Raw genomic sequence first — 24,783 nt, 5'->3', positions numbered from 1 at the left:
TGCCAGGGCGACTGGGCGGGCTCACCGGCGGATGCGCACGTCAGGGCGTGAGTCCGGGTCGGTGAAGGCGAGTAGCCGCTCCGCCTCGGCCTCGACGGCGGCGCGGTCGGCCGGGGCGATCGGGCGCAGCGGTTGCACGGTGAGCACGGCAGTGCCGGCCGCGCGGCCGATCGACCAGGTGGCCGCGACGGTGCCGTCGACGAGGACCGTGGCTGCGACGCCGGAGCCGACGCAGACCTGCCGCCTGACCTCGTCGGTCATGATCCGGGTCCGGTCGGCGAAGGCCAGCAGCGGTGCGTCGAACTCCGGCAGCAACCGAACCGGGGCGGGCAGGTCCGCCGAGGGGAGCGGCGCGTCCGGCAGGTCGAACAGCTCCCGCCCGGACTCGTCGGTGAAGGTCCGCAGCCGGGGGCGCATCCGGTCGAACACCTCGCGCAGCCCGCCGATCCCGGACCAGGCCCTTGCATCCGACACCGAGGCCGGGCCGAATGCCGCCAGGTAGCGCCACACCAGCTCCTCAACGCACTCGTCCGCAGGTACGTCGGCGAGGGCGAACGGCGTGGCGCCCCGCACGTTCCAGGTGCCGCTCGGCGCCGGGTGCACGAGCGGCAGCAGGTACTGCACGCTCCAGCCGAGCGCGGTCGGATCGGCATGCGGCCACCGCTGGGCGAGCCGCCTGCCGAGCTCGGGCCGAGTCAGGACCTGGCCGTCCGCGAGCAGCCCGCAGGCCTCCGCGACGAGCGCGTCGAGGTCGACGCCAGCGGTGCGCCGGCCGAAGGTGTTGCGCTGCACGCGCCGCAGCAGCGGGGCGAGCAGCGGGCGGACCAGCCGGAAGTCGGCCGCCGACACCACGTGCTGGGTGGCGCGCATGAGCGTCGACCGCACCAGGGAGCCGTCCTCGATGGCCGCGGTGAGATCGTCGATCGCGAACGGGTGGAGGCGGCTCCACAGCGCCAGGTACGGCAGGTTCGGGTCCTGCGCGTTCAGGCCGAACAGCCGCTTCGTGGCCACGACGACCGGGAGGTCGACCCGGTCCAGCAACAGCTGGCGGGCGAGCGTCGCGCGGCCGATGGTTCGTGCGGTCAGGCGCATCCCATGGCCCGGAAGAACTCGCGGACGTCGGCGACCAGCAGCTCCGGCTGCTCCATCGCGAGGAAGTGCCCGCCGCGGTCCAGCTCGGTCCAGCGCACGACGTCGTGGTCGCGCTCGGCCCAGCGGCGGATCGTCACGTCGCGGGAGGAGACGAGCACGGCGGTCGGCACGGTCCCGCGGGAAGCCCAGTCGCCGCCCGCGCTGATCTCCTCGTAGTAGATCTGGGCGGCCGACCCCGCGGTGCCGGAGAACCAGTAGATCGAGATGTCGGTGAGGATGCGGTCGCGGGCAATGCTGTCCTCTGGCAGGCCTCCTTCCGGGGCGGTCAGCTCCTTGAACTTCTCCACGATCCACGCGAGCTGGCCGACCGGCGAGTCGTGCAGCCCGTAGGCGACGGTCTGCGGGCGCTTCGAGTTGCACTGCAGGTAGCCGTCGTTGAAGTTCTGCATCGCCTGCCAGCGGCGCTGCTCGACCTCGGTCAGCCCGTCGAACTCACCGTCCTCCCAGGCCGGGAACGTGAGCAGCGCGTTCAGGTGCATGCCGATCACCCGGTCCGGGACCCGCCGGCCGATCGCGGGCCCCACCCAGCCGCCCGTGTCGTACCCCTGGATCCCGAACCGCTCGTATCCGAGGTGGGTCATCAGTTCGGCCAGCACACCGCCCATCCGGGCCGCGTTCATGCCGGGGCCCGCGAGCGGTGTCGAGAACCCGAACCCGGGCAGCGACGGGACGACGAGGTGGAAGGTCTCGGACAGGGGGTCGATCACGTCGAGGAAGTCGGCGAAGCAGCCGGGCCAGCCGTGCAGCAGGAGCAGCGGGGTGGCGTCCGGCTGGGGCGAGCGGACGTGCAGGAAGTGGACGTTCTGCCCGTCGATCGTCGCGACCTGCTGCGGGTACCGGTTGATCGCCGCTTCATGGGCCCGCCAGTCGAAGCCGGTGCGCCAGTACTCGGCCAGCTCCTTCAGGTACCCCACCGGGACGCCGCGGCTCCACCCCACGCCGGGCAGCTCGTCCGGCCAGCGGGTGTTCGCCAGCCGGGCGTGCAGGTCGTCCAGCTGGGCCTGGGGGACGTCGAGGGTGAACGGGCGGATCTCCGTCTCGGTTGTGGTCATGGGACCGACGCTATGGCCGGCAGCGGTCAGTTCCCGTCCTCAATCCGGCCGGTCGGGTGCAGCCGCACGAGCAGCAGTGCGTCGAGCACGCGCCACCAGTCGTCGTCGGCGGGCTCGACGCCGACGGCCGGGCCGACGCGGGCGAGGAGGTCGACCAGCGCCGTCGCCACCTCGGCCGGGCTGCGGTCCGGCCCGGCGAGCTGTGCGGTGAGCCGGCGGAACCGCGCTGTGCGCGCTACCCGGACGAGCGACGCGGGCGGCCCGGCCGGCGCGGGCGACGTGGAAGTGCCCAGCTCGACGGTGAGCCCGGTTCCGAGCGCGGCGGCCAGCCGCTCGAGCGCGGCGAGCGTCGGGTTGCCCCGCCCGTTCTCCAGGTTGGCGATGTAGGGCACCGAGAGCCCGGCGTCCGCGGCGACCGACGCGACCGTGCGGCCGGCGGCGGCGCGGATCGCGCGGAGGCGAGGGCCGAGCGTCTCCATGGCGCGCACTGTATCCCACGGGAAGTGTTCACCCGGGATGTGTTCTCATAGGAGTTATTCTGACAGAACACTCTATGGAGACATATGTTCCAGGCGTTGGCGGTGCGGGACTTCCGGCTGCTGTGGGGCGCCAACCTCGTGAGCGGGCTCGGTTCGTGGCTCCTGGTCGTGGCCGCGCCGGCCCACGTGCTGGGCGCCACCGGTTCGTTGCTGGCGACCGGCCTCGTCGTCGCGGCCGAGTACCTGCCGTTCCTCCTGCTCGGCCCGGTCGCGGGGGTGCTGGTCGACCGGGTGGACCGGCGGGTTCTGCTGATCGGGACCGACGTGGTGCGGGCCGGTGCGGTCGCGCTGATGTTCATGGCGGAGCAGGCGCCGTGGATCGTGCACGTCGCGGTGCTCGTCGAGAGCGTCGCCACCGTTGTGTTCCTGCCGGCGATGCAGGCCCACGTGCCGGCGGTCGTGGGCACCGGACGCATGCTGAGCAGCGCGAACGCGCTACTGGCCGTCGTGACCGGCACGGTCCGGTTGGTCGGCGGGCCGCTCGGGGCCGTATTGCTGGTGGTGCTCGGGTTCCCGGCGCTCGTCGGGATCGACGTGGCGACCTACGTTGTCTCGGCGATCGCCGTCGCGCTCACGCGCTCGCGCGGCCGACCGGGAACGGCCGGTGCGCGGCCCTCGTTCCGCGCCGGCCTGACGGTGCTGCGCTCGTACCGGGTGGTCGAGGCGTTGCTGCCGGCGACCGGGGTGTTCCTGATGGCCAACGCGGCGCTCAGCGCCCTGCTCGTTCCGCTCGGAGTGCAGCGGTTCGGTGGGGAGACGGCGGTCGGCGCCGTCCTGTCCGCGCTCGGCGTCGGGTTCCTCGCAGGCGCTCCGCTGCTGCGGGTGCTCGTCGACCGGATGCCGGCACGGCGGTTGCTCGCGAGTGCACAGGCCGGGACGGCGGTCGGGTTCGCCATGCTCGTCAACGCAACGTGGCTGCCGCAGGCCGTCGCCGCGGCGGTTGTCATCGGGACGGCCGGATCGGTGGTGGTCGGAGCGCCACGGACGATCATCCAGCGGATCGTCCCGGGATCCGCGCTCGGCAGGGTCGCAGCCGTGTTCGGGATCGTCGAGGCCGCGGCGACACTCGCCGGTGCCGTGCTCGGCCCGGTCGGCGCGCAGGCCGCGGGGCTCGCGGTCGCGGCCAACGGCGCCGTCCTGCTCGCGGCGGCAGGCGTGGTCGTCACCGTGCTGGTGGTGCCCTCGGCGCGTTCGACCGGCACTCCCCGACGCACCCCCTCTCACCCGGCGCGGCCCGTCGACGGTGTGCGTGGGCCGGAAGGGGGTGCGTGAGCAGCTGTCGCTGTGCGATCAGGGCTCGCCGTTCCGCTCGATCGCCGTTCGGATCTCGCCCACCCGGTCTGCGAGCAGGCCGACCGCGCCGACCGCTCGCGCCATCGGGTCGTCGTCGGCGCCGCCGAGTGCCTGCTCCCTCAGGTACGCCCGCTTCACGTCGGCCCACCGTTCCGCCTGCTCCGCGGTCAGCCGTCCGCGCAGCTCGGCGAGCTTGAGCAGGTTCGCCTCGGCCCCGGACGTCAACGTCTGCGCCTCGCCGACGTAGTGATCGTCGATCAGCGCCTCGAGCTCGGCGTCGTTCATCACTGGCACGATCCGCTCCGTCAGCTTGTTCATGTTCCGGTAGGACCCCTGCAGCAGGAACGGCGGCTCGGTCCGGCTCGCGTCCGCCGTGGCCGCCGACGCGATGTAGGCCTTGTTGTTCGTCAGCACCACCTGCTGCACGCGCAGCACCTTGCGCAGTACGGACAGCACCTCGTCGAGCTCGGCCGCCGAGTAGGAGTGGGTGAGCTGGTCGGGCCGGACGCCGTCGTCGCCGCGGGCGAGCCGGACCAGCAGCCGGACGTCCGACCTGTCCCTCGTGGACAGCGGGGTCAGCACCGGGTTGGACGTCAGCGCGTTCTCGATGTAGCTCAGCGCGAACAGTTCGTCCCTTCCGGAGAGGACGTCACCGAGGTTCCACACGTCGGCGCGGTTCGCGAGCATGTCCGGCACCCGGAACCGCTTGCCCTCCTCGGTGTACGGGTTGCCGGCCATGCACACCGCGAACCGCTTGCCGCGCAGGTCGTACGTGCGGGTGCTGCCGCCCCAGACCCCCTCCATCCGGCGCTGCGCGTCGCACAGCGAGATGAACTTCTGCAGCAGCTCGGGGGACGTGTGCTGGATGTCGTCGAGGTAGAGCAGCACGTTGCTGCCCATCTCCAGCGCAAAGTTGATCTTCTCGACCTCCTGGCGCGCCGTGGCGTTCGGGGCCTCACCCGGGTCGACCGAGGTGACCACGTGTCCCAGCGCGGGACCGTTGACCTTGACGAACACCAGCCCGAGCCGGTTCGCGACGTACTCCATGAGCGTCGTCTTGCCGTAGCCGGGGGGTGAGATGAGCAGCAGCAGGCCCGAGTGGTCGGTGCGCTTCGCGTCGCCTGCGGCACCGAGCTGCCGGGCCAGGTTGTCGCCGATCAACGGCAGGTAGACCTCGTCGAGCAGGTGGTTGCGGACGAACCCGCTCATCACCTTCGGTTGGTACTCCGACAGGCGCAGCCGGGCCCGCTCCGCTTCGACGAGGGCGTGTCGCTGCCGCTGGTAGGACCGGAAGCCGGGAACCCGCTCGTCGCGGTACAGCCTGCATCGGATCAGCAGTTCGTCCAACCGGAACTCGAGCCGCCGATGCCGGATGCGCGGATGGGTGCCGAGCAGATCGTCGACGGCGGCGAACACGGCCGCCGACGAGTCCTGACGCGCGAGGCCGCTGCCGCACAGCTCGAGCGCGACGGCCTCGGGCAGGTCGGGGCCCAGCTCGTCGTCGGCGGTGGCGACGAAAGCCGACAGCCAGGCGTGGACGAGCTGGTACTGCGCGGGCAGGTCCCCGGCCAGCGCACGGACGTCCTCGTCGTAGCGCCGCCGGGACTCGGCGTCGACGCCACCGAGCGCGCGGTGGAAGCGTTCCAGCAGCGTGCGGGCTCCCGCCGCGGTGACGAACTGCGGGTTCCCGGTGGCCAGCTCCTCGAACAGGTACTCGCCCGCGACTGAGCGGAGCTCGTCGGAGCGAACTGACGGTGCCGGGGGATCCGCGCTCGCCAGCGGCGCGATGAAGCCGCGCACGGCCTCGGCGAGCTCAGAACGCATCGTGTCGATCGCGGCCGACCCGCCGAACGCGGCCCGTGCCCTTGCGAGGGAGCTCGCCCGGATGGTCCAGTGCTTCCGCGCGGGGTCGGCGGCGCCGAACGCCCAGAACAGCTGCGCAGCAGCGCGCTCGGCGGGCGGGTACCGCAGCAGTCCAGCGCCGGCGTGCAGCCGCAGGAGCGCGTCGAGGATCGCCGCCGCGTCGTGGTCGTGCACCCCGCGCTCGTAGCCCTCGTCGTAGCGGGTCTCGGCTGCCCGCCGGACGACGGCAAGCAGCCCGCCGTCGGTCACGGCGGCCTCGTGCAGCGCGTCCAGCCCACCGTTGCCCTCGGCCGCCGCCAGTATCGAGGTTGCCAGGAACTCCCCGCGGTAGACCTCCGCCGTCTCGGACACCAGCAACTGGTCCCAGTACGGCCGGGTCCGGGTGAACGCCTCGTCCCGGACCGGAGCGCGGAAGTCCGTGCCGGTGACGGTGAACGCCATCGCGCCGTCGTGCGGCACAAGGGTGAGGTCGATGGCCTGGGTGTTCACCGCGAACGTGTGCTTGCCGAGGCGGATCGTCTCGCCGTCGTCGCCGTAGAGGTCCAGCCGGTCGCGCAGGGCGCGTGCCGCCTCCTGGCGGGCCGCCTTGATCCGGCCCTGCAGCTCCTCCGCGCGGACCTGGTCGCCGATGCCGCGCAGCTCCTCGGCAACGCTGCGCATTTTGCCGACCATCGGGTCCGATGCGAAGTAGGTGTTGACCTCGTCGAGGGAGCCCAGGGTGGCCACCCGGCGCCGGACGCTGGACAGGATCCGGTCGGCCGACTCCACGAGCCGGTCCGCACGCCGGGCGCGCTCGTCCAGCAGCGCCTGCTTGCGGGACGAGAACGCCTCGTAGACGTCCTCCCGCTTGGCGCCCAGCTCGGTGAGGAAGTCGTTGAACTCGCCGAACCGCGACTCCAGGTTCTCCACCTGCAGCAACAGTCGCCCGAGCTGCTCATCGCACGCGTCGGGGGTGTCCGCCGCGGCGATCGCACCGGTGATGGCCTGCCCGAGCAGCGCGAACTCGGCGGCGAACTCGGCCCGTCCCTCACGGGCGAGCAGCTCGCTGCGCCTGCCTTCGACGGTGGCGCGGGCCCGGTTGACGCCGCCGAGCACCTCACCGATCCGCTCGAGGATCGCCGTCCGGACGGTGGCATCGGCGATGCCGAGCGAGCCGACGATGTCGGTGACGATCTGCAGGCCGTCGGTCTGGGCGGCCAGCCGCTCGCGGATCGGTTCGGCCTCCGCGACGGTCGCGATCTCGCCGGCGGCCGCGATCAGCTTGTCGACATCGGCGCGGTAGGTGTCGAACGCGTTCTCGCCGCTGAGGAACTGGACGGCGCGCTTCCCGGCATCGTCGAGAGCCTGATCGAGCTCGGCGTCGAGGGCGTCGATGCGTGCCTGATCGGCGTAGCGCATCTCGCGAACGGTGACCAGGTGCCCTTGCGCCTTGCGCAGGTCGGCCAGCAGCGTCACCCAGCCGTCGGCGCTGCGCGGCGTGAGGCCACGGCTCGACCGGACGAGGGTGCCGATCCGCTCGGCCGACTCGTCCACCGCCGCCGTGGCCTGCGCGGTGAGCTCGGTGACCTTCTCGAACTCGTCCAGGACCTGCTCTGCGGTGTTCTGCAGGTTGGCGAGGGGCGTCCGCAGGTCGCCGAGGTCCTGCTCGCCGAGCCAGTGGTAGGCGTCGAAGACCCGCTGGCAGGTGGCGATCAGCGCCTCGAACACCGCCGTCGCCGGGGCCATCTCGTCGATCATGCCCGACACCGACAGGGAGTCCGAGATGCCGCGCACCAGGTCGGCGTTGCCGATCCGCGCGAACGGGCCCGACCCGGCAGGCTGCGCGGCGGCGTACACGTCGGACTGGTACGGCGTCTGCCACACCTGCATCGCGTGGACCCGCGTCGGCTCGTCCGACACGGCACGGAACACCACCATCGTGCCGTCGTCGAACAGCGAGTAGCCGTGGCACGGAAGCGGGGTGGAGACCTCCTTGCGGATCACGTTGTACGGCAGCAGCAGCGAGAAGCCGTCGGCGCGGGCGTGGAAGACGTACAGCACGTCCTCCCCGTTTGGCGAGCGGATCACGCGCTCGAACTCGAGGTCGTCGACCGCGGTGTCGAACGTCTTGCTGACGCCCGTGGCCAGGTAGTACCCACCGGGGAAGATCAGTCCCTGGTCCTCGGGGAGGCGCTGGCACGCCTGTCCGATGGCGTCGGCGCGGACGACCTGCTTGGTGCGGGTGTTGAACACCAGGTACCGGTACCGCTGCTCGTTGTACGGCCGGATGCGCAGCAGGATCATCGGCCCCACCTGGGCGTACGCCACGTCGGCGTCGGCAAGGCTCTGCAGCGGCTCGTCGACCGGCTCTGAGTAGATCCCCTCCCCGCTCTCGGTGTTGTTCTCGATCTTGATCGTCAGCGTGCCGCCGAGCGTCTCGACGAACACCTGGCCCAGGATCGACAGGTGCGGGTGCCTGCCGAGCACCTGGTCGTCTCGGGTGGCCTCGGTCCAGGTGAAGTCGTGCGAAGGCGGGAACACGTGGTCCCGTTCACCGCGGTTGTCGACGTAGGACACGGCGCCGTCGGTGGCGACCTTCCAGCGCAGCACCTTGATGTCGTCGGTACGCCCGCCGGTCTGGAACACCGCGAGCAACTTGCCCTCGACCCGGCGCAGCTGCAGCAGGCGCGTGTCCCTGTAGTACCGGTACAGCTCGGTGAAGTCGCGCTGGAACCGCGGGTCGCGAAGCAGCTCCGGCAGTGCGTCCGCGGCGCCGTCGAAGCGGAACGCCGAACCGTCCCGGGAGAACGTGTGGAGCGAGAACACGTCGTCGACGACCGTCTCCGGCTTGAGCCCGATGAAGACGTTGTAGCCGAACAACATGTGCCCGCCAACGGACACGATGTCGCGCGGCACGCAGTTGTTCTCGGTCCGGATGCGTTCGGTGCCGAGCAGCTCGAGCGCCGCGGCGCCGAACGCCTCGATGCGACGTTCGTTCAGCGCGCCGGCCCGGCGGGCCAGCTCCGCGGCGTGCTCGGCCAGCCGGGCGCGCAGCAGCTCGTAAGTGCCCCCGTCGAGTCCGGTCTGCCCGCCCGCCTCGGCCGCGTCCTGCTCGGCGACGTCGACGGTCATTTCACCGACGTCGGCAGGCTCGCGACGGGCGCGTCGGCGAGGCCGAGCTGGTGTGCGAGGGCGTGCAGTTGCTGGGCCTTCGCCGAGTCGGGGCCACCCTGGTTGATCATCTTGAGCAGGAACGCAGACAGGGTCAGGTTCTTCACGTCCTCGCTGCCGGCCGCGGTCAGCAGCCTGCTGACGTCCTCGATGACGTTCCCGTCGCCGTTCAGCCACCTGCCCGCGAGGGCCTGGGTGACCTCGGAGCTGTCCACCACCGCGTCGATGCCCTTGCCGAGCGCGATCGATGACATCAGCTTGTCGAGGAAGATGCTGTCGCCGCCGACGATGTCGATGTCGGCGCTCTCCAGTCCCTTCGACAGGACGGCCGCCTGCGCCTCGGCGATCTGCCGGTGCACGTCGACCTTGGCCAGCGCGATCTCCTTGTCGGACTCCAACCGGAGCCGGAACTCCTCGTGATCGCGTGACGCCTCGTCCAGCGCCGCCATCGCTGCGGCCTTGTCCGTCAGGCCTTCCGCCTCGGCCTGCAGCTTGAACTTCAGCGCGTCCGCCGCCACCGTGGCCTTCTCGCGCTCGACCAGCGCCTCGGCGCGCCCGACCTTTTCGATGGCCTCCGCGCCCCGCTCGTTGACCTGGACCTCGGCCAACCCGGCCGCGGCCGCCTCGGCCTGGGTGCCTTCCGCGAGCCGGATCTTGGCCCTCGCCTGCAGGTCGGCCGCCTGCTGCTCGGCCTCGGCCAGCGTGAGCTGCTCCCTCGCCCTGTGCTTGGCCGCCGCCTCGGCCGCCTCGGCCGCCTTGATGTCCTTGACCAGGTTCTGCTGCGCCTCGGCCTCCGCCCGGATGACCGTCGCCTGGCGCTCGCGTTCGGCCTCCTCGACCGCTCGCAGCCGGTTGATGCTCTCCTCCTGCTCGGCGACGGTCTTGTCGACCGCGACGCGTTCGCGCACCACCTCCGCGACGGCCCGGCGCCCGACCTCGACCTCCTTGACCTTGGCGATCTGCGCGAGCTCCACCTCGCGGTCGCGGCCGACCACCTCGAGCAGCCGGTCCTTCTCGATCCGCTCGCTCTCGATCGCGATCACGCGTTCCCGGTTCTTCTGCGCGACCGCGATCTCCCGCTCCTGGTTCTGCTGCTGCACGCCGAGCGACTCATCGGTGCGCAGGTGCGCCGACTGCGCCTTGAGGCGTTCCTCGGCCTGCACCCGCTGCGTCTCGGCCTCCTCGCGCGCCCGCATCGTCGCGATCTCGCGGTGCTGCTTCGACTCGGCGTCGGCCTGCTGACGCTCGAGCTCCAGGATCGCCTCCCGGGCCTCGACGTTCTGCCGGGTGATCTCCTTCTCCTCGTTGCGCTTGTACTCGTTCGTTCGGATGTGCTCGACCGCGGTCAGCTCGGTGATCTTCCGGATGCCCTGCGCGTCGAGGATGTTGTTCGTGTCGAGCGCTTCCATCGGGGTCTGCTCGAGGTAGTCGATCGCGGCGTCTTCCAGGCTGTAGCCGTTCAGGTCGGTGCCGATGACCTGGATGATCCGGTCCCGGAACTCGTCGCGCTTCGTGTATAGGTCGACGAAGTCGAGGTGCTTGCCGACCGTCTTCAAACCCTCGGAGAACTTGGCGGCGAACAGGGCCTGCATCGTCGCCTGGTCGCTGGCCCGCTCAGTGCCGATCGCCTGCGCAACCTTGATGACGTCCTCGACGGTCTTGTTCACGCGCACGAAGAAGGTGATCCGGATGTCAGCGCGGATGTTGTCGCGGCAGATCAGGCCGTCATGACCGGTGCGCTCGATCTCGATCGTCTTGACCGAGATGTCCATGAACTCGGCCTTGTGCACCACCGGCAGCACGACGGCGCTGGTGAACGTGACATCGACCTTGCGCATCTTGGAGACGATCAGCGCGCGGCCCTGGTCTACCTTCTTGAACATTCGGCTGACCGCGATCAGCACGACGATTGCGATCAGCAGGACGACGCCGAGGGCGATCCCGGTGGACAAGGCGATTGAGCCCATCAATTTTCCTTGGTCAGAGGGTTTGGTGGCTGGCTGGACGGCGCGCGGTCCACCCAGAAGATCTCTTCGGCGGGGTCGTATTCGAAGATCAGCGCTTCCGACCCGGCGCGCAGCGGACCGTTGCCAGCCATGGCGGCGGGCCTGCGGACCTGGATGATCGCCGACGAGCCGTCGTCCGACGTGATCTCGGCCTGGCCGAACGTCTCGCTGACGGTGCCGGTCCTGATCACGCAGGTGCGGCCGACGAAGTCGCTGCGGCTGGGTTCAGCGGCGCCGGGTATCGCACGGCGGATCGGGACGACGACGAGCCGCGTGACGAGCAGGCCGCCCAGCAACGCGACGAGCAGCACCGCGATGCCGAGGAGGACGCCCAGGGCGCCCGGCACCGCGATCGCGCCGAGCACGATGGTGCCGATCATGGCCAGCAGCCACGACAGGGTGATCCACATCGAGAGCGCGACCATGAGCGGAACGCCACCGAGGCCCAGCGTGTTGATCATCCCGCCGCCCGCGTCCGCATCCGCGTCCAGCAGATCCAGATCGGCTCCGACCAGCACGAGCAGCCAGTACAGCACGACGACGACAAGCATGAAGCCGAACAGCACCGCGGGAAAGCTCACCGCGGCGGTGAGGAACTCGAGCATACGGCGGCCACCTCCCCCCAAAGGTCACCCGTACGCGGCGCAACGCTAGCCGAGCCGATGGACGTCGCGGATTCCGTTGCGATCATCGTGGCTCATCCGTTGCCTCCACATCGGTAGTTCCACGGAGTAGACCGCGGGGGACGCAGGATGGTTGGGGTCGCTCGGCTGGTGGTTCCGCGCACGCCGGAGATGCTGTGATGGGCACGTGCCCCCCGCGCCGCACCCGGTCGCCCTGCGGCTGGCTGCGGAGGGCGACCCCGCGATCCGCGCGCTGGCTCGCCGCGACCTCCTTGGCGAGCCGGCCCTGGTCGCCAACGCGCTGCGCAGCCCGCTCGTGCGCGGACTGCTCGCCGAGCTGGAGGACCGGGCCGTGCTGGGGCGTCCCTACGCCAAGTGGACCGGGGCGCACTGGCGGCTCGTGTCACTCGTCGAGCTCGGCATCCCGCCCGATCACGGCCCCGCCGTGCGGGCGGCGGGGGCCGTGCTCGACCACTGGGCCGCGCCCGACCGGCTCGCCGGGGTCCCGGTGGTGGACGGCCGCCGCCGGATGCACGCCTCGCAGGAGGGGAACGCGGTGGCGGTCGCCTGCAGGCTCGGCATGGCGGGCGACGAGCGGGTGGCCCGGCTCGTCGAGCAGCTCGTCGCCGGGCAGTGGCCGGACGGCGGGTGGAACTGCGACCGGCACCGCGGGGCGCGCCGCTCGTCGGTGCACGAAACGCTGCCCGCGCTGTGGGGGCTGCACGAGCACGCGACGGCCACGGGCGACGCACGCAGCCGGGCGGCCGCCGCGGCGGCGGCGGAAGTGCTGCTCGCGCGCGATGTCGTGTTCGCGGCCGGCACGGACCGGCCGCTGCACCGGTCGGTCGTCGACCTGCACTACCCGCCCTACTGGCACTACGACGTGCTGCAGGCTCTCGTCGTCCTCGACCGGGCGGGATTCCGGGACGATCCGCGCACGAGCAGGGCTCGGCACCTGGTGGGCGGCAAGCAACGCCCGGACGGCCGCTGGCGCGCGGTGCGGCCGTGGTGGCGACCGCCCGGCTCGCCGGGGCTGGTCGAGGCCGTGGACTGGGGCGACGTGGCGCACCAGATGGTGACGCTGAACGCGCTGCGAGTCACTCGCCCGGCGGTCGGTACGACTCCCGCGCGCCCGCGGCCTTCTCCAGCACCGCAGGCAGGTCCTCCGCGGCGATGAGCTGGCGCGTCTCGAGGTGCGAGAACGCCCCGGTGCTGCTCACCGCGATGGAGACGGCCGCGGCGGTGGTGGTGTCCGGGATGTCGAGGACGACGAAGCCGTCGCGATCACCGAACATGTAGTACACCGTCTCGAGGGAACCGCCGACGGACGCCGCCAGATCCCGCACCGCGGCCGGCCGGTCGCCGGGCTTCATCAGCATCCGGTTCCACGTCTCCGGCTTGTAGCTGAAGAACACCGCGAACTTGGCCATGGCGAACCTCCTCGCGCCGATGGGCGGGCCAGTCCACCACCGGTGCCGGGCGCTGTCGAGCGGCCGAACGGCTCAGGTGTCGTGCGCCTCGGGGTCGCGCGCGAGCACCGAGCGGCCGCCGTCCACCGGCACCGTGGCGCCCGTGACGTATGCCGCGTCGTCCGAGAGCAGGTGCGCGATCACGGACGCCACCTCGGCGGCTGCGCCCACCCGGCCGAGCGGGTGGATCCGCCGCATCTCCTCCTCGACCTGCGCCGCGCCATCGGGGCCGAGCTCGTCGAGGTACGCGGCGTAGCGCTCGGTGGCGATCGAGCCCAGCGCCACGGCGTTCACCCGCACGGCGCGCGGCCCGTACTCGACGGCGAGCGCGCGCGTGAGGCCCTCGATCGCTGCCTTCGCCGTGACGTAGGGCGTGCAGCCGGGCACCGCTCGCTGGGCCTGGTGGGAGGAGACGTTGACGATCGCGCCGCCGGTGCCGGTCGCGAGGAACCGGCGCACCGCGGTGGTACAGCCGACGAGGGCTGGGGCGAGGTTGGTCCGGACCAGGTCGAGGATCTCGTCCGCCGGAGCGGTGTGCACCGACGCGTCGCGGAAGACCGCGGCGTTGTTGACCCAGCCGGTGAGCGGCGCGGCCTCTTCGGCACGGTCGGCTGCTGCCTCGGTGACGGCCTCGTCGGCGGCGCTGCCCGCCACACCGAGCGCGCGGGGGTGGCCGGCGAGCCAGTCGAGCGCGCCTTCGTCGAGCTCGATCGCGACCACGTGCGCTCCGTCGCGCAGAAGACGCTCGACGACCGCCCTGCCAACGCCGCGGCCCCCTCCGGTGACGACGACCGAACGGGACGCGCTGGCGGGCTGCACGGGGCGAGCCTAGCGGATGTGATGGTCGTTGCGATTTCGTGATCTGCGCCTGAAACAGTGTGCATCGACGCCGCGTAGAGCCGCCGAAATCCCCCCGGTGACCTGGCGGAACGACGCGGTTCCCATCATCTGTGATCGCCAAACGCTTTTGTGATAGCGCTCACAATCTTGACCGATCCGGGCCACCCCGTGATCGGCGGGCCGGTTTCTCGCCTGTTAAGTTCTTGGGACATGGCCGCACCCGTTGAATCCCCCGACCGTGCACGCTCAAACATCGGGGAACGGCTGACGATCGGTCGCCCCGAGGTCTCGGACGGTGTCGCGTGCTGGCGCCTGGCCGAGGCCACCGGGGTTCTCGATGTGAACTCCCGATACGCCTACCTGTTGTGGTGCCGTGATTTCGCCGCCACCTCGGTGGTGGCGCGCCACGACGGGCAGGTGGTCGGGTTCGTCACCGGGTTCCGTCGACCCGAGGAGCCGTCCACCCTGGTCGTATGGCAGGTCGGCGTGGATGCCGCGGCGCGCGGGCAAGGCGTGGCGGCGGCGATGCTCGACGCCCTGTTCGACCGCGTACCTGGAGTAGATCACCTCGAGGCCACCGTCACGCCCGACAACACGGGGTCCGTCGCGCTCTTCAGTCGATTCGCTGAGCGGCGGGACGCTTCTGTGCGTCACAGCGAGCTGTTCGATGCAGAGCTGCTCGGCGACGGACACCCACCAGAGATCTTGTTCCGGATCGGACCGGTCCGCCGCTGACCTGACGATCATCACGACGTTTCACAGGGAGAGGCCCGTGGAAACGACCGTTTTCGACGACCTGGAGTCCGAGGTCCGCAGTTACTGCCGGAGTTGGCCGGTGGTGTTCGACACCGCCCGCGGATCTCGAATTACAGATATCGACGGCCACAGCTATCTCGATTTCTTCGCCGGTGCCGGCGCACTGAACTACGGGCACAATCCGCCGGCGCTGAAAGCGCCGCTCATGGAGTACCTCGCGCGCGACGGCATCACCCACGGCCTCGACATGTACACCGTGGCCAAGGGTGAGTTCCTGCGGACGTTCGAGGAACTCGTGCTGAAACCGCGCGGGCTCGACTACAAGGTCCAGTTCCCGGGGCCGACCGGAGCCAACACCGTCGAGTCGGCGCTGAAGCTCGCGCGCAAGATCACCGGCCGGGAGTCGATGATCAACTTTACGAACGGGTTCCACGGCATGACGCTGGGCGCCCTGTCCGTCACCGGGAACTCGATGAAACGCGGTGGGGCGGGCGTGCCGCTCGTGCACGCCACCCCGATGCCGTTCGACAACTACTTCGACGGCACGGTGCCGGATTTCCTCTGGTTCGAGAAGCTGCTCGGCGACGCGGGCAGCGGCCTGAACGAGCCCGCAGGCGTCATCGTGGAGACCGTGCAGGGCGAGGGCGGCATCAACCCGGCCCGCGTCGAGTGGCTGCAGGGGCTGGAAGACCTGTGCCGGCGCCACGGCATGATCTTGATCGTCGACGACGTGCAGATGGGCGTCGGGCGCACCGGGCCCTTCTTCTCGTTCGAGGCGGCCGGCATCCGGCCCGACATCGTCTGCCTGTCCAAGTCGATCAGCGGCTACGGCCTGCCCATGGCCCTCACGCTCATCAAACCCGAGCTCGACCAGTGGGGACCCGGCGAGCACAACGGCACGTTCCGCGGGCACAACCCGGCGTTCGTCACCGCCACCGCCGCCCTGCGCGAATACTGGAGCGACGACACCCTCGAACGCTCCACCATCGCCAAGGGGGAGCGCGTTGGCGCCGCCCTCGCGGAGGTGGCGGCGGACTCGGAGAGCGTGGAGCTCACCCCGAAGGGCCGCGGCCTGGCCCGCGGACTGTCCTTCTCCCAGCCCGAGCTCGCCGCGAAGGCGTGCGCCGCGGCGTTCGAGCGGGGCCTGATCATCGAGACTGCCGGCCCCACCGACGAGGTCATGAAGCTCATGCCGCCGCTCACGATCACCGACGCGGAGCTGGAGGAGGGGCTGGGGCTGGTTGCCGAATCCGTCCGAGCCGTCACCGAAGGGATGTCCGCGTGATCGTCCGCACGCTCGAGGAGATCACCGACACCGAGCGCGACGTCAAGACCGAGCACTGGCGCAGCAAGCGCATCGTGCTCGCCGGCGACGGCGTCGGGTTCTCGTTGCACGAGACCGTGCTCGACGCCGGTTCGATCAACGACTTCTGGTACGCCAACCACATCGAGGCCGTCTGGGTCATCGAGGGCGAAGGCGAGCTCACCGACAAGGACAACGGCGTCACCTACCAGCTCGGCCCTGGCTCCGTCTACGTCCTGAACGGCCACGAGCACCACCAGCTGCGCCCGCGCACGCGGATGCGCACGGTGTGCGTGTTCAACCCGCCCGTGACCGGGCGCGAGGTGCACGACGAGAACGGCGTGTACCCGCTGATCGTCGAGCCAGCGCCCGACGGATTGGGCACGACGGCGGAGGCCTCCTGAGGGAGGTCGGCGCCCCGGTCGCGAAACGGCTGCCGCCGAGCAGGGCGGCAGCCGTTTCGCCCGGTCGAGGGAGGTGTCAATTGAACCAGGAGTGGCTCGAGGGTCTCGTACTCGGTGACGTGCTCAGGTCGCGCGCCGAGACCCACGGGAAGGCGGCGTTCCTGAAGTTCCGCGACGGCGAGCTGTCCTTCGTCGACGTGGACGTCGCCGCCGACAGGTACGCCAACGGGTTCGCCGCCGAGGGTGTTGGCCGCGGCGACCACGTGGCGGTGATGCTGCCGAACTGCCCCGAGTTCGTGCCGGTGATCGTCGCGCTCGCGCGCATCGGCGCGGTCGCGGTGCCGGTGAACACGGCGTACCGCGGGGAGCTGCTCCGGCACGTGCTGGACAGCGCGGACGTCTCCACGCTGCTGATCGACGCCGAGTACGCCGACCGCCTACCGGCGGTGCTTCCTGCTGTGCCGGATCCGATCCGCGTGATCGTCCGCGGGCAGGAGCCGTCGCTCGCGGTGCTCGCCGACGGCGCGATCCCGATGTCACGCCTGCTGGCGCACGGGGCCGAGCCGGTCCCGAGCGGTGCGCGGTTCTCCGACCTGCAGGCGATCATGTACACGTCCGGCACCACGGGGCGCTCCAAAGGAGCGATGGTGCCGCACGCGCTGGCCCTCGCCTGTGCGTACGACTCGCTGGACTTCCTCGACCGGTGGGGAAAGACCACGTACTGCCCGCTGCCGCTCTTCCACGCGGCAGGGCTGTGGGACGGGGTGTTCTCCTCGTTGCTGTCCGGGAGCCCGATCGGCATCGTCGAGCGCTTCAGCGCATCGCGGTTCTGGGACGACGTGCGGTACTTCGACGCGCAGGTCACCATGAGCGTGTTCGCGATGATCCCGATCCTGCTGAGCGCGCCGCCGGGACCACGGGACCACGACCACCCGCTCGAGACGTTCTACATGGGCAAGTCCGCGCTGGACGCGCCCCTGCTGGAACGCTTCGGCGTCCGGTCGGCGGAGACCTACACCAGCACCGAGGTCGGCATCGCGACCGGCAGCGCGTACGGGCAGTGGCGCCTCGGATCGATGGGGCAGGCCCACTCCGAGCGGTTCGAGGTGGCCGTCGTCGACGAGGACGACCGCGAGGTCCCTGCCGGCGAGCCGGGCGAGCTCGTGGTGCGGCCCAAGCAGCCGTTCGTGATCACCACCGGCTACTACGGCATGCCGGCGGCCACCGCGAAGGCGTTCCGGAACATGTGGTTCCACACCGGCGACCGCGCATGGCGCGACGACGACGGCTACTTCTACTTCCTCGACCGGATCGCCGACGCCATCCGCAGGCGCGGGGAGAACATCTCGGCGTTCGACATCGAGTGCGAGGTGAACCTGCACCCGGATGTCGTCGAGTCCGCGGCCTTCGGCGTGCCGTCCGAGCTGGGCGAGGAGGACGTGAAGCTGGCGGTCGTGCGGACCCCCGGCGCCGACCTGTCGGCCGCCGAGCTCGTCGCGTACTGCGCCGCCAAGCTGCCGTCGTTCATGGTGCCGCGCTACATCGAGTTCGTCGGCGAGCTGCCCCGCACCCCCACCGACAAGGTCGCCAAGCACACACTGCGGGCGATGGGTGACCAGGGCATCACGCCGGGTACGTGGGACCGCGAGCGCGCCGCGCCGAGCACGCGGGTGAGCCAGGCATCCGCCGCTGCGGAGGCGACGCCGGGAAGGACGGCATGAACTGGGAAGACACCCCTGATCAGGCGGCGTTCCGCGAGGAGGTGCGCGCGTTCGTCCGCGACCGGTTCCCGGCCGCGTACACGCCGGACCCGGACGCCGAGCAGAGCCTCGAGCCGGAGGACGTCTGGGGCTACAACTGGCCGGTCGACCGCAACAGTGCGGACCTCGCTCGCAAGGAGGGGGCCCTGGAATGGGCCGCGGCGCTGGCGGAACGCGGCTGGATCGCGCCGCACTGGCCCGTGGAGTACGGCGGTGCCGGCCTGTCGGCGATGGAGGAGTTCATCCTCCACGAGGAGATGATGCGGGCGCGGGTGCCGACCGTGAACGGCATCGGCGCGTTCCTGCTCGGCCCCACCCTGCTCGCCCACGGCACCGACGAGCAGCGCGCCGAGCACCTCCCCCCGATCGCGCGCGGCGAACGCGCATGGGCGCAGGGCTTCTCCGAGCCGGGCGCGGGCTCCGACCTGGCAAGCCTGCGGACGAGGGCCGTGCGGGACGGCGATCACTACGTGGTGGACGGGCAGAAGTTGTGGACCTCGCTCGGCCACAACGCCGACTGGCTGTTCGTACTGGTCCGCACCGACCCGGACGCGGCGCCCAAGCACCGGGGGATCACGTTCCTGCTCGTCGACGTGAACACGCCGGGGGTCACGATCCGGCCGATCCGCGACATCCGCGGCGACGCCCCGTTCTCGGAGATCTTCTTCGAAGGTGCGAGGGTGCCCGTCGCCAACCGCGTGGGCGAGGAGAACCGGGGCTGGTACGTGGCGATGGACGCGCTCAGCTTCGAGCGGGCCGGGATCGGGGCCACGATCAAGTACGAGCAGGCGATCGCCCGCCTCGTCGAGCACATCGGCACGCCGGAGGGGCGGGAGCACCTGCGGGAGGGCTGGGAGCGGGGCGCCCGGCAGGAGATCGCGCGGCGGTACGTCGAGATGCGGGTGCTGTACAACATCGCCCGCTACAGCGTCACCAACCCCGTGCCCGGCTACGAGGCCTCGGTCAACCAGCTCTTCAGCGCCGAGCTGCACCAGCGGCTCGCCCGCACCGGCGCTCACGTGTTCGGTAGGCACGGGCTGCTGTGGCAGCGCCGCGACGCCCCGCTCGGTGCCGCCTTCACCCACATGCGCATGGACTCGGTCGCCGCCACGTTCCTCGGCGGCGCGTCCGAGATCCAGCGCAACGTCATCGCCACCCGCGGCCTGGGCCTGCCGCGTTCGTAGGAGGAAACACATGACCGAAGGACTGGACGTCGTCGTCAAGGACCGCGTCTGCTGGATCACGCTCGACCGGCCGAAGAAGCTCAACTCCCTGACCCCGGAGATGATGCACGGCCTGCGCAAGGTCTTCACCGACATCGACGACGACCCCGAGGTCTGCGTCGCGGTGCTGCAGGGCGCAGGCGAGAAGGGGTTCTGCGCCGGCATGGACCTCGACTGGTCGGAGTCGCTCACCAAGGCCGACCGGATCGAGCAGGGCCGCCTCGGCGAGAAGACGTTCGCGATGATGGAGCGGCTCTCCATCCCGGTGTTCGCCGCGGTGCGCGGCTACGCCGTCGGCGGCGGGCTCGAGCTGGCGCTCGCCGCGGACTTCATCGTCTGCGCTGACAACGCGAAGATGGGGCTGGTGGAGATCACCCTCTCCGCCCGGCCGCCGCACCAGCCGAAGTTCATGGATGGCAAGGAAGACCCCGACCAGCCCGAGGTGGGCGGAAGCGCGCCCGGCTGGGGCGGGCTCAAGCGGCTGCCCGCCCGTGTCGGCATGGCACGGGCCAAGGAGATGCTCTTCACCGGCGTCACCCTCGACGCGCAGCGGGCCCTGCAGATCGGCCTGGTCAACGACGTGTTCCCGACCGACGAGTTCGACGAGAAGGTGGCCGCGCTCGCCGAACGGATCGGGGCGATGAACCGGTACAACCTGCGCCTCGTCAAGGAGCTGGTCACCGCAGGCTACGACTGGATCGAGCCGCACCCCAGCTGAGGAGCGAGAAGATGCTGAAGATCTACCGGATCGACCACGTCGCGGTGGCGACCCCCGACCTCGACAAGCAGCTCCCGCTGCTGGAGGGCCTGTTCGGCTTCCGGCGCACGCACGTGTGGGACAACCCCGCTGCTGGCGTCCGCGGGGTGCGGCTCGCGGTGCCGGGCAGCTCGGGGCAGACGTGGGTCGTGCTCGCGCCGTCCGACGATGGCGGAACGCTGTCGAACTGGCTCGATGAGAAGGGCGGCCGGCCGGGGCTGCACCACGTCGGCGCCGAGGTGCCGGATCTGGACGCCGCGGTCGCCGAGCTCGACAAGCGCGGCTTGAAGATCACCGACTCGGTGCCGGGGCGCTGGGTGGAGGCGTCCCTTTCGCCGCCAGAACACGGACCCGGCGTGCTGTGGCGCCTGCGTGGGCCCGGCAACCTCGCGATGCTCGGCGACGACGAGGCGACGGCCGTCAAGCCGGTCGACGCGAACGGGCCGACACTGGGCATCCGCGGGATCGACCACATCTGCCAGGCCTTCCACGACCGCGACGAGCTGTCGCGCTGGTACTCCGACCTCGCCGGATTCGTCGAGGTCTGGCGCACGGCCGACGACGAGATCCCCGACATGGCCGACCTCGTGCTGAACGTCCCCGGCTCCAGCATCTGCTGGGAGGTGATCACCGGCCGCGGCGAGGACTCGTTCGTCGACAAGTTCCTCGCGCGCAACGGCGCCGCCGCCCACCACGTGACGTTCGAGGTGGCCGACTGGGATGCCGCGCTGGCCGCCTGCGGTGTCCACGACATCCCGACGTTCGACGACGAGGAGGGCGTCAAGGACGGCGCGGCGTGGAAGCACACGTTCATCCACCCCAAGCACGCGGGCGGCGTGCTCGTGCAGCTGTTCTGGGAAGAACGGCCTGGGGTCTGGGTGCGCTCGGACAAGATCCCGCCCGCCAACTAGCACCTGTTGTGGTTGCTTTGCGTGGCGGTGCGGGTAGCGGAACCGTCCTCGCGAGAGGACGTCTGAGAACCCGCAGCGGTGCCGGTGGCGTGCTACCCCGAGCGGCTTCGCCGCTGATGAACCCAGAGGACTCACATGGATCTGACCCTCACCGAGGACCAGGAGCTCATCCGCCGCACCGCCCGTGACGTGCTCGCCGGGCGAGCGGCGGTGCCCGGGGACTTCTCGACAGACCTGTGGAAGGAGATGGTCGAGCTCGGCTGGACCGGGTTAGCCGTGCCGGAGGCCTACGGCGGCGTCGGCGAGGGCTTCCTCGAGGCCTGTCTGCTCATCGAGGAGATGGGCGCCGCACGGGTGCCGAGCCCGTTCCTGCACACGGTGGCGTGCGGCGCGACCATCGAGCGGCTGGGCTCGGCCGAGCAGCGGGAGCGCTGGCTGCCGCGGATCGTCGAGGGCCAAACCATCGCCTACGCCGATGGGGCGACGGTCAGCGCCACGGCGTCGGGCGACGGGTACGTCATCGAGGGCATCGCGCGGTTCGTGCCGTTCGCGCACGCCGTCGACGACCTGCTGGTCGTGTCAGGCCCGACCGCCTTCCTCGTCGAGCGGACCGCGGCGGGCGTCACCACCGAGCGGCTCGACGTGGTGGGGTCGAACGCCGAGAACGACGTCCGGTTCGCGAGCGTCGCGGTACCGGCCGACCGGGTGCTCGGCGATGGCGCGGCGATCGGCGCCACGGCATCGGCGTTCGGGGCGGCGGCGACGTGCGCGGAGATGGTGGGCGGCATGCAGCGCGTCCTGGACATGACCGTGGAGTACGCGGGGCAGCGCGAGCAGTTCGGACGCCCGATCGGCAGCTTCCAAGCCGTGCAGCACCACTGCGCGGACATGGCGATCGACACCCTCACGGCGCGGTTCATCGCCTTCGAGGCCATCTGGCGGCTCGCGGCGGCCGGTCAGGCCCCTGACGAGGTGGCGTTGACGGTGTCGGTGGCCAAGTCGTGGGTGAGCGACGCCTACCAGCGGGTGTGCGCCGTCGGGCACCAGGTGCACGGCGCCATCGGGTTCACCGCCGAGCACGACCTGCACCACTACCTGCAGCACGCCATGAGCAGCGCGCTCGCCTTCGGCGACGGCGACTTCCACGCCGACCGGGTGGCCGACGGGATCGGACTGCCCACTTCATGAGGGTCGTGAGTGGATACGCGAGCTATAGCGCGCTTATCCGCTCACGGGTGTTCGAGGGTGCGCAGCGGGAGTAGCTCGGGTCTTTTGGGCGAGTAGCCGTCGCCCGTGGCGTGGCCCCGCAGCCGCCTGCGGACGTAAGGCGCCACGAAGTCGCGCATCCAGCGCAGGTCCTCGCGCACCCAGTCCTGCCACGGGGTCGGGGCCATCTCGGGCAGCGGGGTGCGCCAGTCGTCGATGACGGGCTCGCCGAGCGTCTCCAGCACGCGCAGGGCGACGCGGCGGTGGCCCTCGGCGGTGAGGTGCAGGCGGTCACGGCCCCAACTGCGCGGATCGGCGAGCGGCGCCATGCCCCAGAGGTCAACCACGGTGCTGCCGTGGCGCTCGGCGCTGGCGCGCATCAGCTCGTTGAAGCAGGCGACGCGTCCGCGCAGCCTGCGGATGATCGGGTGCATCCGGCCGAGGTCGAAGCCGGTGAACATCAGGACGTGCGCCCCGGTGGCGGTGACCCGTTCCAGCGCGGCGTCGAAGCGGCGGGCGAGGTCGTCGGTGTCGCAGGAGAACCGGATGATGTCGTTGCCGCCGGCGCAGAAGCTGATCAGATCCGGGCGGAGCCGCTCGGCCACCGGGATCTGGTCCTCGACGATCTGGTCGAGGAGCTTGCCGCGCACGGCGAGGTTGGCGTAGCGGAAGCCGGGGCGGGCGGCACTCAGATGTTCGGCCACCCGGTCGGCCCACCCGCGGGGAGTACCGTCGGGGCGCCAGTCGTCCAAGCCCTCTGTGAAGCTGTCTCCCAGCGCGAGGAAGCTGCTGATGGGTCTCATCGGCCACCGCCCCCTTTCGTTCATGATCCCGTCATCTCGTCGACGGCCAAAGCATTCTCCAATATCACCCAGCACCGGGGATACACGCCAGTGGGGGTGATCCATTCGTGGACGTAGGGCACCCTTAGCTCATGGGAAGTCGGAAGGACGCTGCCGAGCCGGGCCTCGCGGAGGTCCTCGGCGGGCGCAGCGGCGCCGTCGACGCCACCGTTCCCCCGATCGTGTTCGTGGCGGCGTTCACGATCGCCGACGCGTCGGGCTGGGCTTCCCCGGTCGCATGGGCGGGCGGCGCGGCCGTGCTGGTCGGCGCGCTCGTCGCGGTGGTCCGATTGGTGCGCGGCGAGCGGCCACGCGCCGTGCTGTTCGGCCTGCTCGGCGTCGCCGTGGCCGCGCTGATCGCCCTGTACACCGGCCGCGCCGTCGACTTCTTCCTCGTCCAGATCGTGAGCAACGCGGCGAGCGCGCTCGCGTGGGCCGTGTCGATCGTGGTGCGCTGGCCGCTGCTCGGGCTGGTCGTCGGCACCGCGCTCGGCCAGCGCACGCGCTGGCGCCACGACCCCGACCTCCTGCGCGGCTACCAGCGCGCCAGCTGGGTGTGGGTCGGGCAGTACGCCGTGCGGCTCGCGGTGTTCCTCCCCCTGTACGCGGCCGACGCCGTGGTCGCGCTCGGCATCGCCCGCACGGTGCTCACCTGGCCGCTGGTGGCGCTGTGCGTCGCGCTGTCGTGGCCGGTGCTCCGTTCGGCCCTGCCGCCGGGGCACGGCGGACTGCGGCATCCTGTCGTGGAGCGTGAATCTGCTCACGAGGAGTGATCGTTTTGAACGATGCGGGCCGGCGGGACGTTGCACCCAACGTAGATCGTCGAACCGAACCCCAGGGAGCCATGCCTCAGCAGCCCACCGCCCCACGACCCGCTGCCGACCCCACGAGCACCGAGCCGGTGCAGGCAGCGCCCGCGAAGGCGGCGGAGCTCAGCATCAACAAGGTGCTGGCCGGTGCCGGTGCGGCGGTCACCAGCGCCGTGCTCGGGTCGTACTTCGGCGCCACCGGAACGGTGGCAGGAGCGGCGTTCGGCTCGGTGGCGAGCACCGTGGCAACGACGCTCTACCAGCGCTCGCTCGACCGCACCCGCGACCACATCGTCGCCCGCGTCCGGCTGGGCGGCGGACGCCAGACCGGCATCTCCGACGCGCCGACCGTCCAGCTGACGGTGCCGCAGCCGCGCGCCTCGTCCGACGCCGCGACCACACAGCTGCGTGTCGAGCCCGTCCTGCGGCGGCCGCGTCGGATTTGGCTCTGGGCCGGCGCGACGGTACTGGTCTTCGTGATCGGTCTGTTGGTGGTCACCGGGCTGGAGTGGGCGAAGGGTTCCTCCCTCACCACCGGGACGCCGGGCACATCGGTCGGCCGGGTGCTGACGCCGTCCGCCGGCGGCGACGAGGACCGGGAGCGGACCGAGACGACGTCGGAGACGCCCACGGCGAGCGCGGAGCCGACCACGGAGCCGGAGTCGACGCGCGAGTCGACGTCCAGCACCGAATCCGCGCCGACGAGCGAGCCGGGCTCGCGCGCCGAATCGACCCGGGAGCGCGGCAGTGGCACCGCCACCCCGCAACCCACCCCGGAGCTCCGGGTCCCGGGCCTGGATGAGAACGACTGAGACCGCCGGTGGT

Annotated in this window: 21 protein-coding genes; 12 read left to right on the top strand and 9 right to left on the bottom strand. The window is 71.0% G+C overall.

The genetic code is table 11. The features are described 5' to 3' along the window. Positions 1 to 21: 21 nt before the first annotated feature. The 3 genes from K1T35_RS45315 to K1T35_RS45305 are packed head-to-tail and all read right to left on the bottom strand — an operon-like array spanning position 22 to position 2,683. Entirely contained in the window at positions 22 to 1,092 is a 1,071-nt protein-coding gene (locus tag K1T35_RS45315) for a winged helix DNA-binding domain-containing protein (protein ID WP_220257795.1), read from the bottom strand. Next, positions 1,083 to 2,204 (bottom strand): epoxide hydrolase family protein, encoded by a 1,122-nt coding sequence (locus tag K1T35_RS45310; RefSeq protein WP_220257794.1) that lies wholly within the window; start codon positions 2,202 to 2,204, stop codon positions 1,083 to 1,085. Before K1T35_RS45310 ends, K1T35_RS45315 begins: the two co-directional genes overlap by 10 nt. Before the next feature lie 26 nt (positions 2,205 to 2,230). Next, on the bottom strand, positions 2,231 to 2,683 hold the full coding sequence (locus tag K1T35_RS45305) for a helix-turn-helix domain-containing protein (RefSeq protein ID WP_220257793.1): 453 nt from the start codon (positions 2,681 to 2,683) through the stop codon (positions 2,231 to 2,233). Positions 2,684 to 2,767: 84 nt separating this feature from the next. Between K1T35_RS45305 and K1T35_RS45300 the strand changes: the two genes are divergently transcribed. Beyond that, positions 2,768 to 4,015, top strand: a complete 1,248-nt coding sequence (locus K1T35_RS45300) for an MFS transporter (protein ID WP_220257792.1) — start codon at positions 2,768 to 2,770, stop codon at positions 4,013 to 4,015. An 18-nt stretch (positions 4,016 to 4,033) separates the two neighbouring features. Here K1T35_RS45300 and K1T35_RS45295 read toward each other — a convergent pair whose 3' ends face one another. From K1T35_RS45295 to K1T35_RS45285, 3 genes are read right to left on the bottom strand one after another with little or no spacing between them, the layout of a single operon-like run. Then, on the bottom strand, positions 4,034 to 9,010 hold the full coding sequence (locus K1T35_RS45295; RefSeq protein WP_220257791.1) for a DNA repair ATPase: 4,977 nt from the start codon (positions 9,008 to 9,010) through the stop codon (positions 4,034 to 4,036). Beyond that, positions 9,007 to 11,016, bottom strand: coding sequence for a flotillin family protein (locus tag K1T35_RS45290; RefSeq protein WP_220257790.1), 2,010 nt, complete (start codon positions 11,014 to 11,016; stop codon positions 9,007 to 9,009). Before K1T35_RS45290 ends, K1T35_RS45295 begins: the two co-directional genes overlap by 4 nt. Further along, complete coding sequence (locus K1T35_RS45285; protein WP_220257789.1) at positions 11,016 to 11,660, bottom strand: hypothetical protein; 645 nt, start codon at positions 11,658 to 11,660, stop codon at positions 11,016 to 11,018. The genes K1T35_RS45290 and K1T35_RS45285 overlap by 1 nt, the downstream gene beginning before the upstream one ends. A 205-nt stretch (positions 11,661 to 11,865) precedes the next feature. Between K1T35_RS45285 and K1T35_RS45280 the strand changes: the two genes are divergently transcribed. Further along, positions 11,866 to 12,855: a hypothetical protein gene (locus tag K1T35_RS45280; RefSeq protein WP_220257788.1), complete on the top strand. Its 990-nt coding sequence runs from the start codon at positions 11,866 to 11,868 to the stop codon at positions 12,853 to 12,855. Here K1T35_RS45280 and K1T35_RS45275 read toward each other — a convergent pair. After that, positions 12,776 to 13,108: a GYD domain-containing protein gene (locus K1T35_RS45275; protein WP_220257787.1), complete on the bottom strand. Its 333-nt coding sequence runs from the start codon at positions 13,106 to 13,108 to the stop codon at positions 12,776 to 12,778. The genes K1T35_RS45280 and K1T35_RS45275 overlap by 80 nt on opposite strands. Before the next feature lie 72 nt (positions 13,109 to 13,180). After that, complete coding sequence (locus K1T35_RS45270; protein WP_220257786.1) at positions 13,181 to 13,966, bottom strand: SDR family NAD(P)-dependent oxidoreductase; 786 nt, start codon at positions 13,964 to 13,966, stop codon at positions 13,181 to 13,183. A 168-nt stretch (positions 13,967 to 14,134) separates the two neighbouring features. Here K1T35_RS45270 and ectA point away from each other — a divergent pair, with 168 nt between their 5' ends. The 8 genes from ectA (at position 14,135) to K1T35_RS45230 (ending at position 22,289) form a co-directional block, all read left to right on the top strand. Next, entirely contained in the window at positions 14,135 to 14,722 is a 588-nt protein-coding gene (gene ectA / locus K1T35_RS45265) for a diaminobutyrate acetyltransferase (RefSeq protein WP_255621367.1), read from the top strand. A 37-nt stretch (positions 14,723 to 14,759) separates the two neighbouring features. After that, a complete protein-coding gene (gene ectB, locus K1T35_RS45260) occupies positions 14,760 to 16,028 on the top strand; it encodes a diaminobutyrate--2-oxoglutarate transaminase (protein ID WP_255621366.1) in 1,269 nt (422 codons plus the stop codon). Next, positions 16,025 to 16,450: an ectoine synthase gene (locus K1T35_RS45255; protein ID WP_220257784.1), complete on the top strand. Its 426-nt coding sequence runs from the start codon at positions 16,025 to 16,027 to the stop codon at positions 16,448 to 16,450. Before ectB ends, K1T35_RS45255 begins: the two co-directional genes overlap by 4 nt. 80 nt (positions 16,451 to 16,530) lie before the next feature. After that, the gene (locus tag K1T35_RS45250) at positions 16,531 to 18,171 is read left to right on the top strand and encodes an AMP-binding protein (RefSeq protein WP_220257783.1); all 1,641 of its coding nucleotides are present in this window, start codon (positions 16,531 to 16,533) and stop codon (positions 18,169 to 18,171) included. Next, positions 18,168 to 19,394 carry an acyl-CoA dehydrogenase family protein gene (locus tag K1T35_RS45245; protein WP_220257782.1) on the top strand — a complete coding sequence of 409 codons (1,227 nt, stop codon included), beginning with the start codon at positions 18,168 to 18,170 and terminating at the stop codon, positions 19,392 to 19,394. The genes K1T35_RS45250 and K1T35_RS45245 overlap by 4 nt, the downstream gene beginning before the upstream one ends. 10 nt (positions 19,395 to 19,404) lie before the next feature. Then, the gene (locus K1T35_RS45240; RefSeq protein WP_220257781.1) at positions 19,405 to 20,151 is read left to right on the top strand and encodes an enoyl-CoA hydratase/isomerase family protein; all 747 of its coding nucleotides are present in this window, start codon (positions 19,405 to 19,407) and stop codon (positions 20,149 to 20,151) included. A gap of 11 nt (positions 20,152 to 20,162) precedes the next feature. Then, positions 20,163 to 21,101, top strand: a complete 939-nt coding sequence (locus K1T35_RS45235) for a VOC family protein (protein ID WP_220257780.1) — start codon at positions 20,163 to 20,165, stop codon at positions 21,099 to 21,101. A gap of 135 nt (positions 21,102 to 21,236) precedes the next feature. Beyond that, positions 21,237 to 22,289: an acyl-CoA dehydrogenase family protein gene (locus K1T35_RS45230; RefSeq protein ID WP_220257779.1), complete on the top strand. Its 1,053-nt coding sequence runs from the start codon at positions 21,237 to 21,239 to the stop codon at positions 22,287 to 22,289. Between the two features lie 41 nt (positions 22,290 to 22,330). Here K1T35_RS45230 and K1T35_RS45225 read toward each other — a convergent pair whose 3' ends face one another. Further along, positions 22,331 to 23,110, bottom strand: a complete 780-nt coding sequence (locus K1T35_RS45225) for an SGNH/GDSL hydrolase family protein (RefSeq protein ID WP_220257778.1) — start codon at positions 23,108 to 23,110, stop codon at positions 22,331 to 22,333. Between the two features lie 131 nt (positions 23,111 to 23,241). On the opposite strand from K1T35_RS45225, the gene K1T35_RS45220 reads away from it, so the two are divergent. Together K1T35_RS45220 and K1T35_RS45215 are read left to right on the top strand one after the other, a co-directional pair. Beyond that, entirely contained in the window at positions 23,242 to 23,922 is a 681-nt protein-coding gene (locus tag K1T35_RS45220) for a DUF3159 domain-containing protein (RefSeq protein WP_220257777.1), read from the top strand. A gap of 71 nt (positions 23,923 to 23,993) precedes the next feature. Continuing rightward, complete coding sequence (locus K1T35_RS45215; protein ID WP_220257776.1) at positions 23,994 to 24,770, top strand: hypothetical protein; 777 nt, start codon at positions 23,994 to 23,996, stop codon at positions 24,768 to 24,770. Positions 24,771 to 24,783 lie beyond the last annotated feature (13 nt).

This window comes from Pseudonocardia sp. DSM 110487 (genome assembly GCF_019468565.1).
Classification (GTDB): domain Bacteria; phylum Actinomycetota; class Actinomycetes; order Mycobacteriales; family Pseudonocardiaceae; genus Pseudonocardia.
This window is presented reverse-complemented; position numbering and strand designations above follow the sequence as displayed.

Excerpts from the sequence above, each read along its gene's own strand:
- K1T35_RS45220 (WP_220257777.1), top strand. The coding sequence starts at position 23,242 with ATGGGAAGTCGGAAGGACGCTGCCGAGCCGGGCCTCGCGGAGGTCCTC.
- K1T35_RS45310 (WP_220257794.1), bottom strand. The coding sequence starts at position 2,204 with ATGACCACAACCGAGACGGAGATCCGCCCGTTCACCCTCGACGTCCCC.
- K1T35_RS45240 (WP_220257781.1), top strand. The coding sequence starts at position 19,405 with ATGACCGAAGGACTGGACGTCGTCGTCAAGGACCGCGTCTGCTGGATC.
- K1T35_RS45225 (WP_220257778.1), bottom strand. The coding sequence starts at position 23,110 with ATGAGACCCATCAGCAGCTTCCTCGCGCTGGGAGACAGCTTCACAGAG.
- K1T35_RS45245 (WP_220257782.1), top strand. The coding sequence starts at position 18,168 with ATGAACTGGGAAGACACCCCTGATCAGGCGGCGTTCCGCGAGGAGGTG.
- K1T35_RS45235 (WP_220257780.1), top strand. The coding sequence starts at position 20,163 with ATGCTGAAGATCTACCGGATCGACCACGTCGCGGTGGCGACCCCCGAC.
- K1T35_RS45285 (WP_220257789.1), bottom strand. The coding sequence starts at position 11,660 with ATGCTCGAGTTCCTCACCGCCGCGGTGAGCTTTCCCGCGGTGCTGTTC.
- K1T35_RS45305 (WP_220257793.1), bottom strand. The coding sequence starts at position 2,683 with ATGGAGACGCTCGGCCCTCGCCTCCGCGCGATCCGCGCCGCCGCCGGC.
- K1T35_RS45315 (WP_220257795.1), bottom strand. The coding sequence starts at position 1,092 with ATGCGCCTGACCGCACGAACCATCGGCCGCGCGACGCTCGCCCGCCAG.
- K1T35_RS45290 (WP_220257790.1), bottom strand. The coding sequence starts at position 11,016 with ATGGGCTCAATCGCCTTGTCCACCGGGATCGCCCTCGGCGTCGTCCTG.
- K1T35_RS45215 (WP_220257776.1), top strand. The coding sequence starts at position 23,994 with ATGCCTCAGCAGCCCACCGCCCCACGACCCGCTGCCGACCCCACGAGC.
- K1T35_RS45230 (WP_220257779.1), top strand. The coding sequence starts at position 21,237 with ATGGATCTGACCCTCACCGAGGACCAGGAGCTCATCCGCCGCACCGCC.
- K1T35_RS45295 (WP_220257791.1), bottom strand. The coding sequence starts at position 9,010 with ATGACCGTCGACGTCGCCGAGCAGGACGCGGCCGAGGCGGGCGGGCAG.
- K1T35_RS45300 (WP_220257792.1), top strand. The coding sequence starts at position 2,768 with ATGTTCCAGGCGTTGGCGGTGCGGGACTTCCGGCTGCTGTGGGGCGCC.
- K1T35_RS45275 (WP_220257787.1), bottom strand. The coding sequence starts at position 13,108 with ATGGCCAAGTTCGCGGTGTTCTTCAGCTACAAGCCGGAGACGTGGAAC.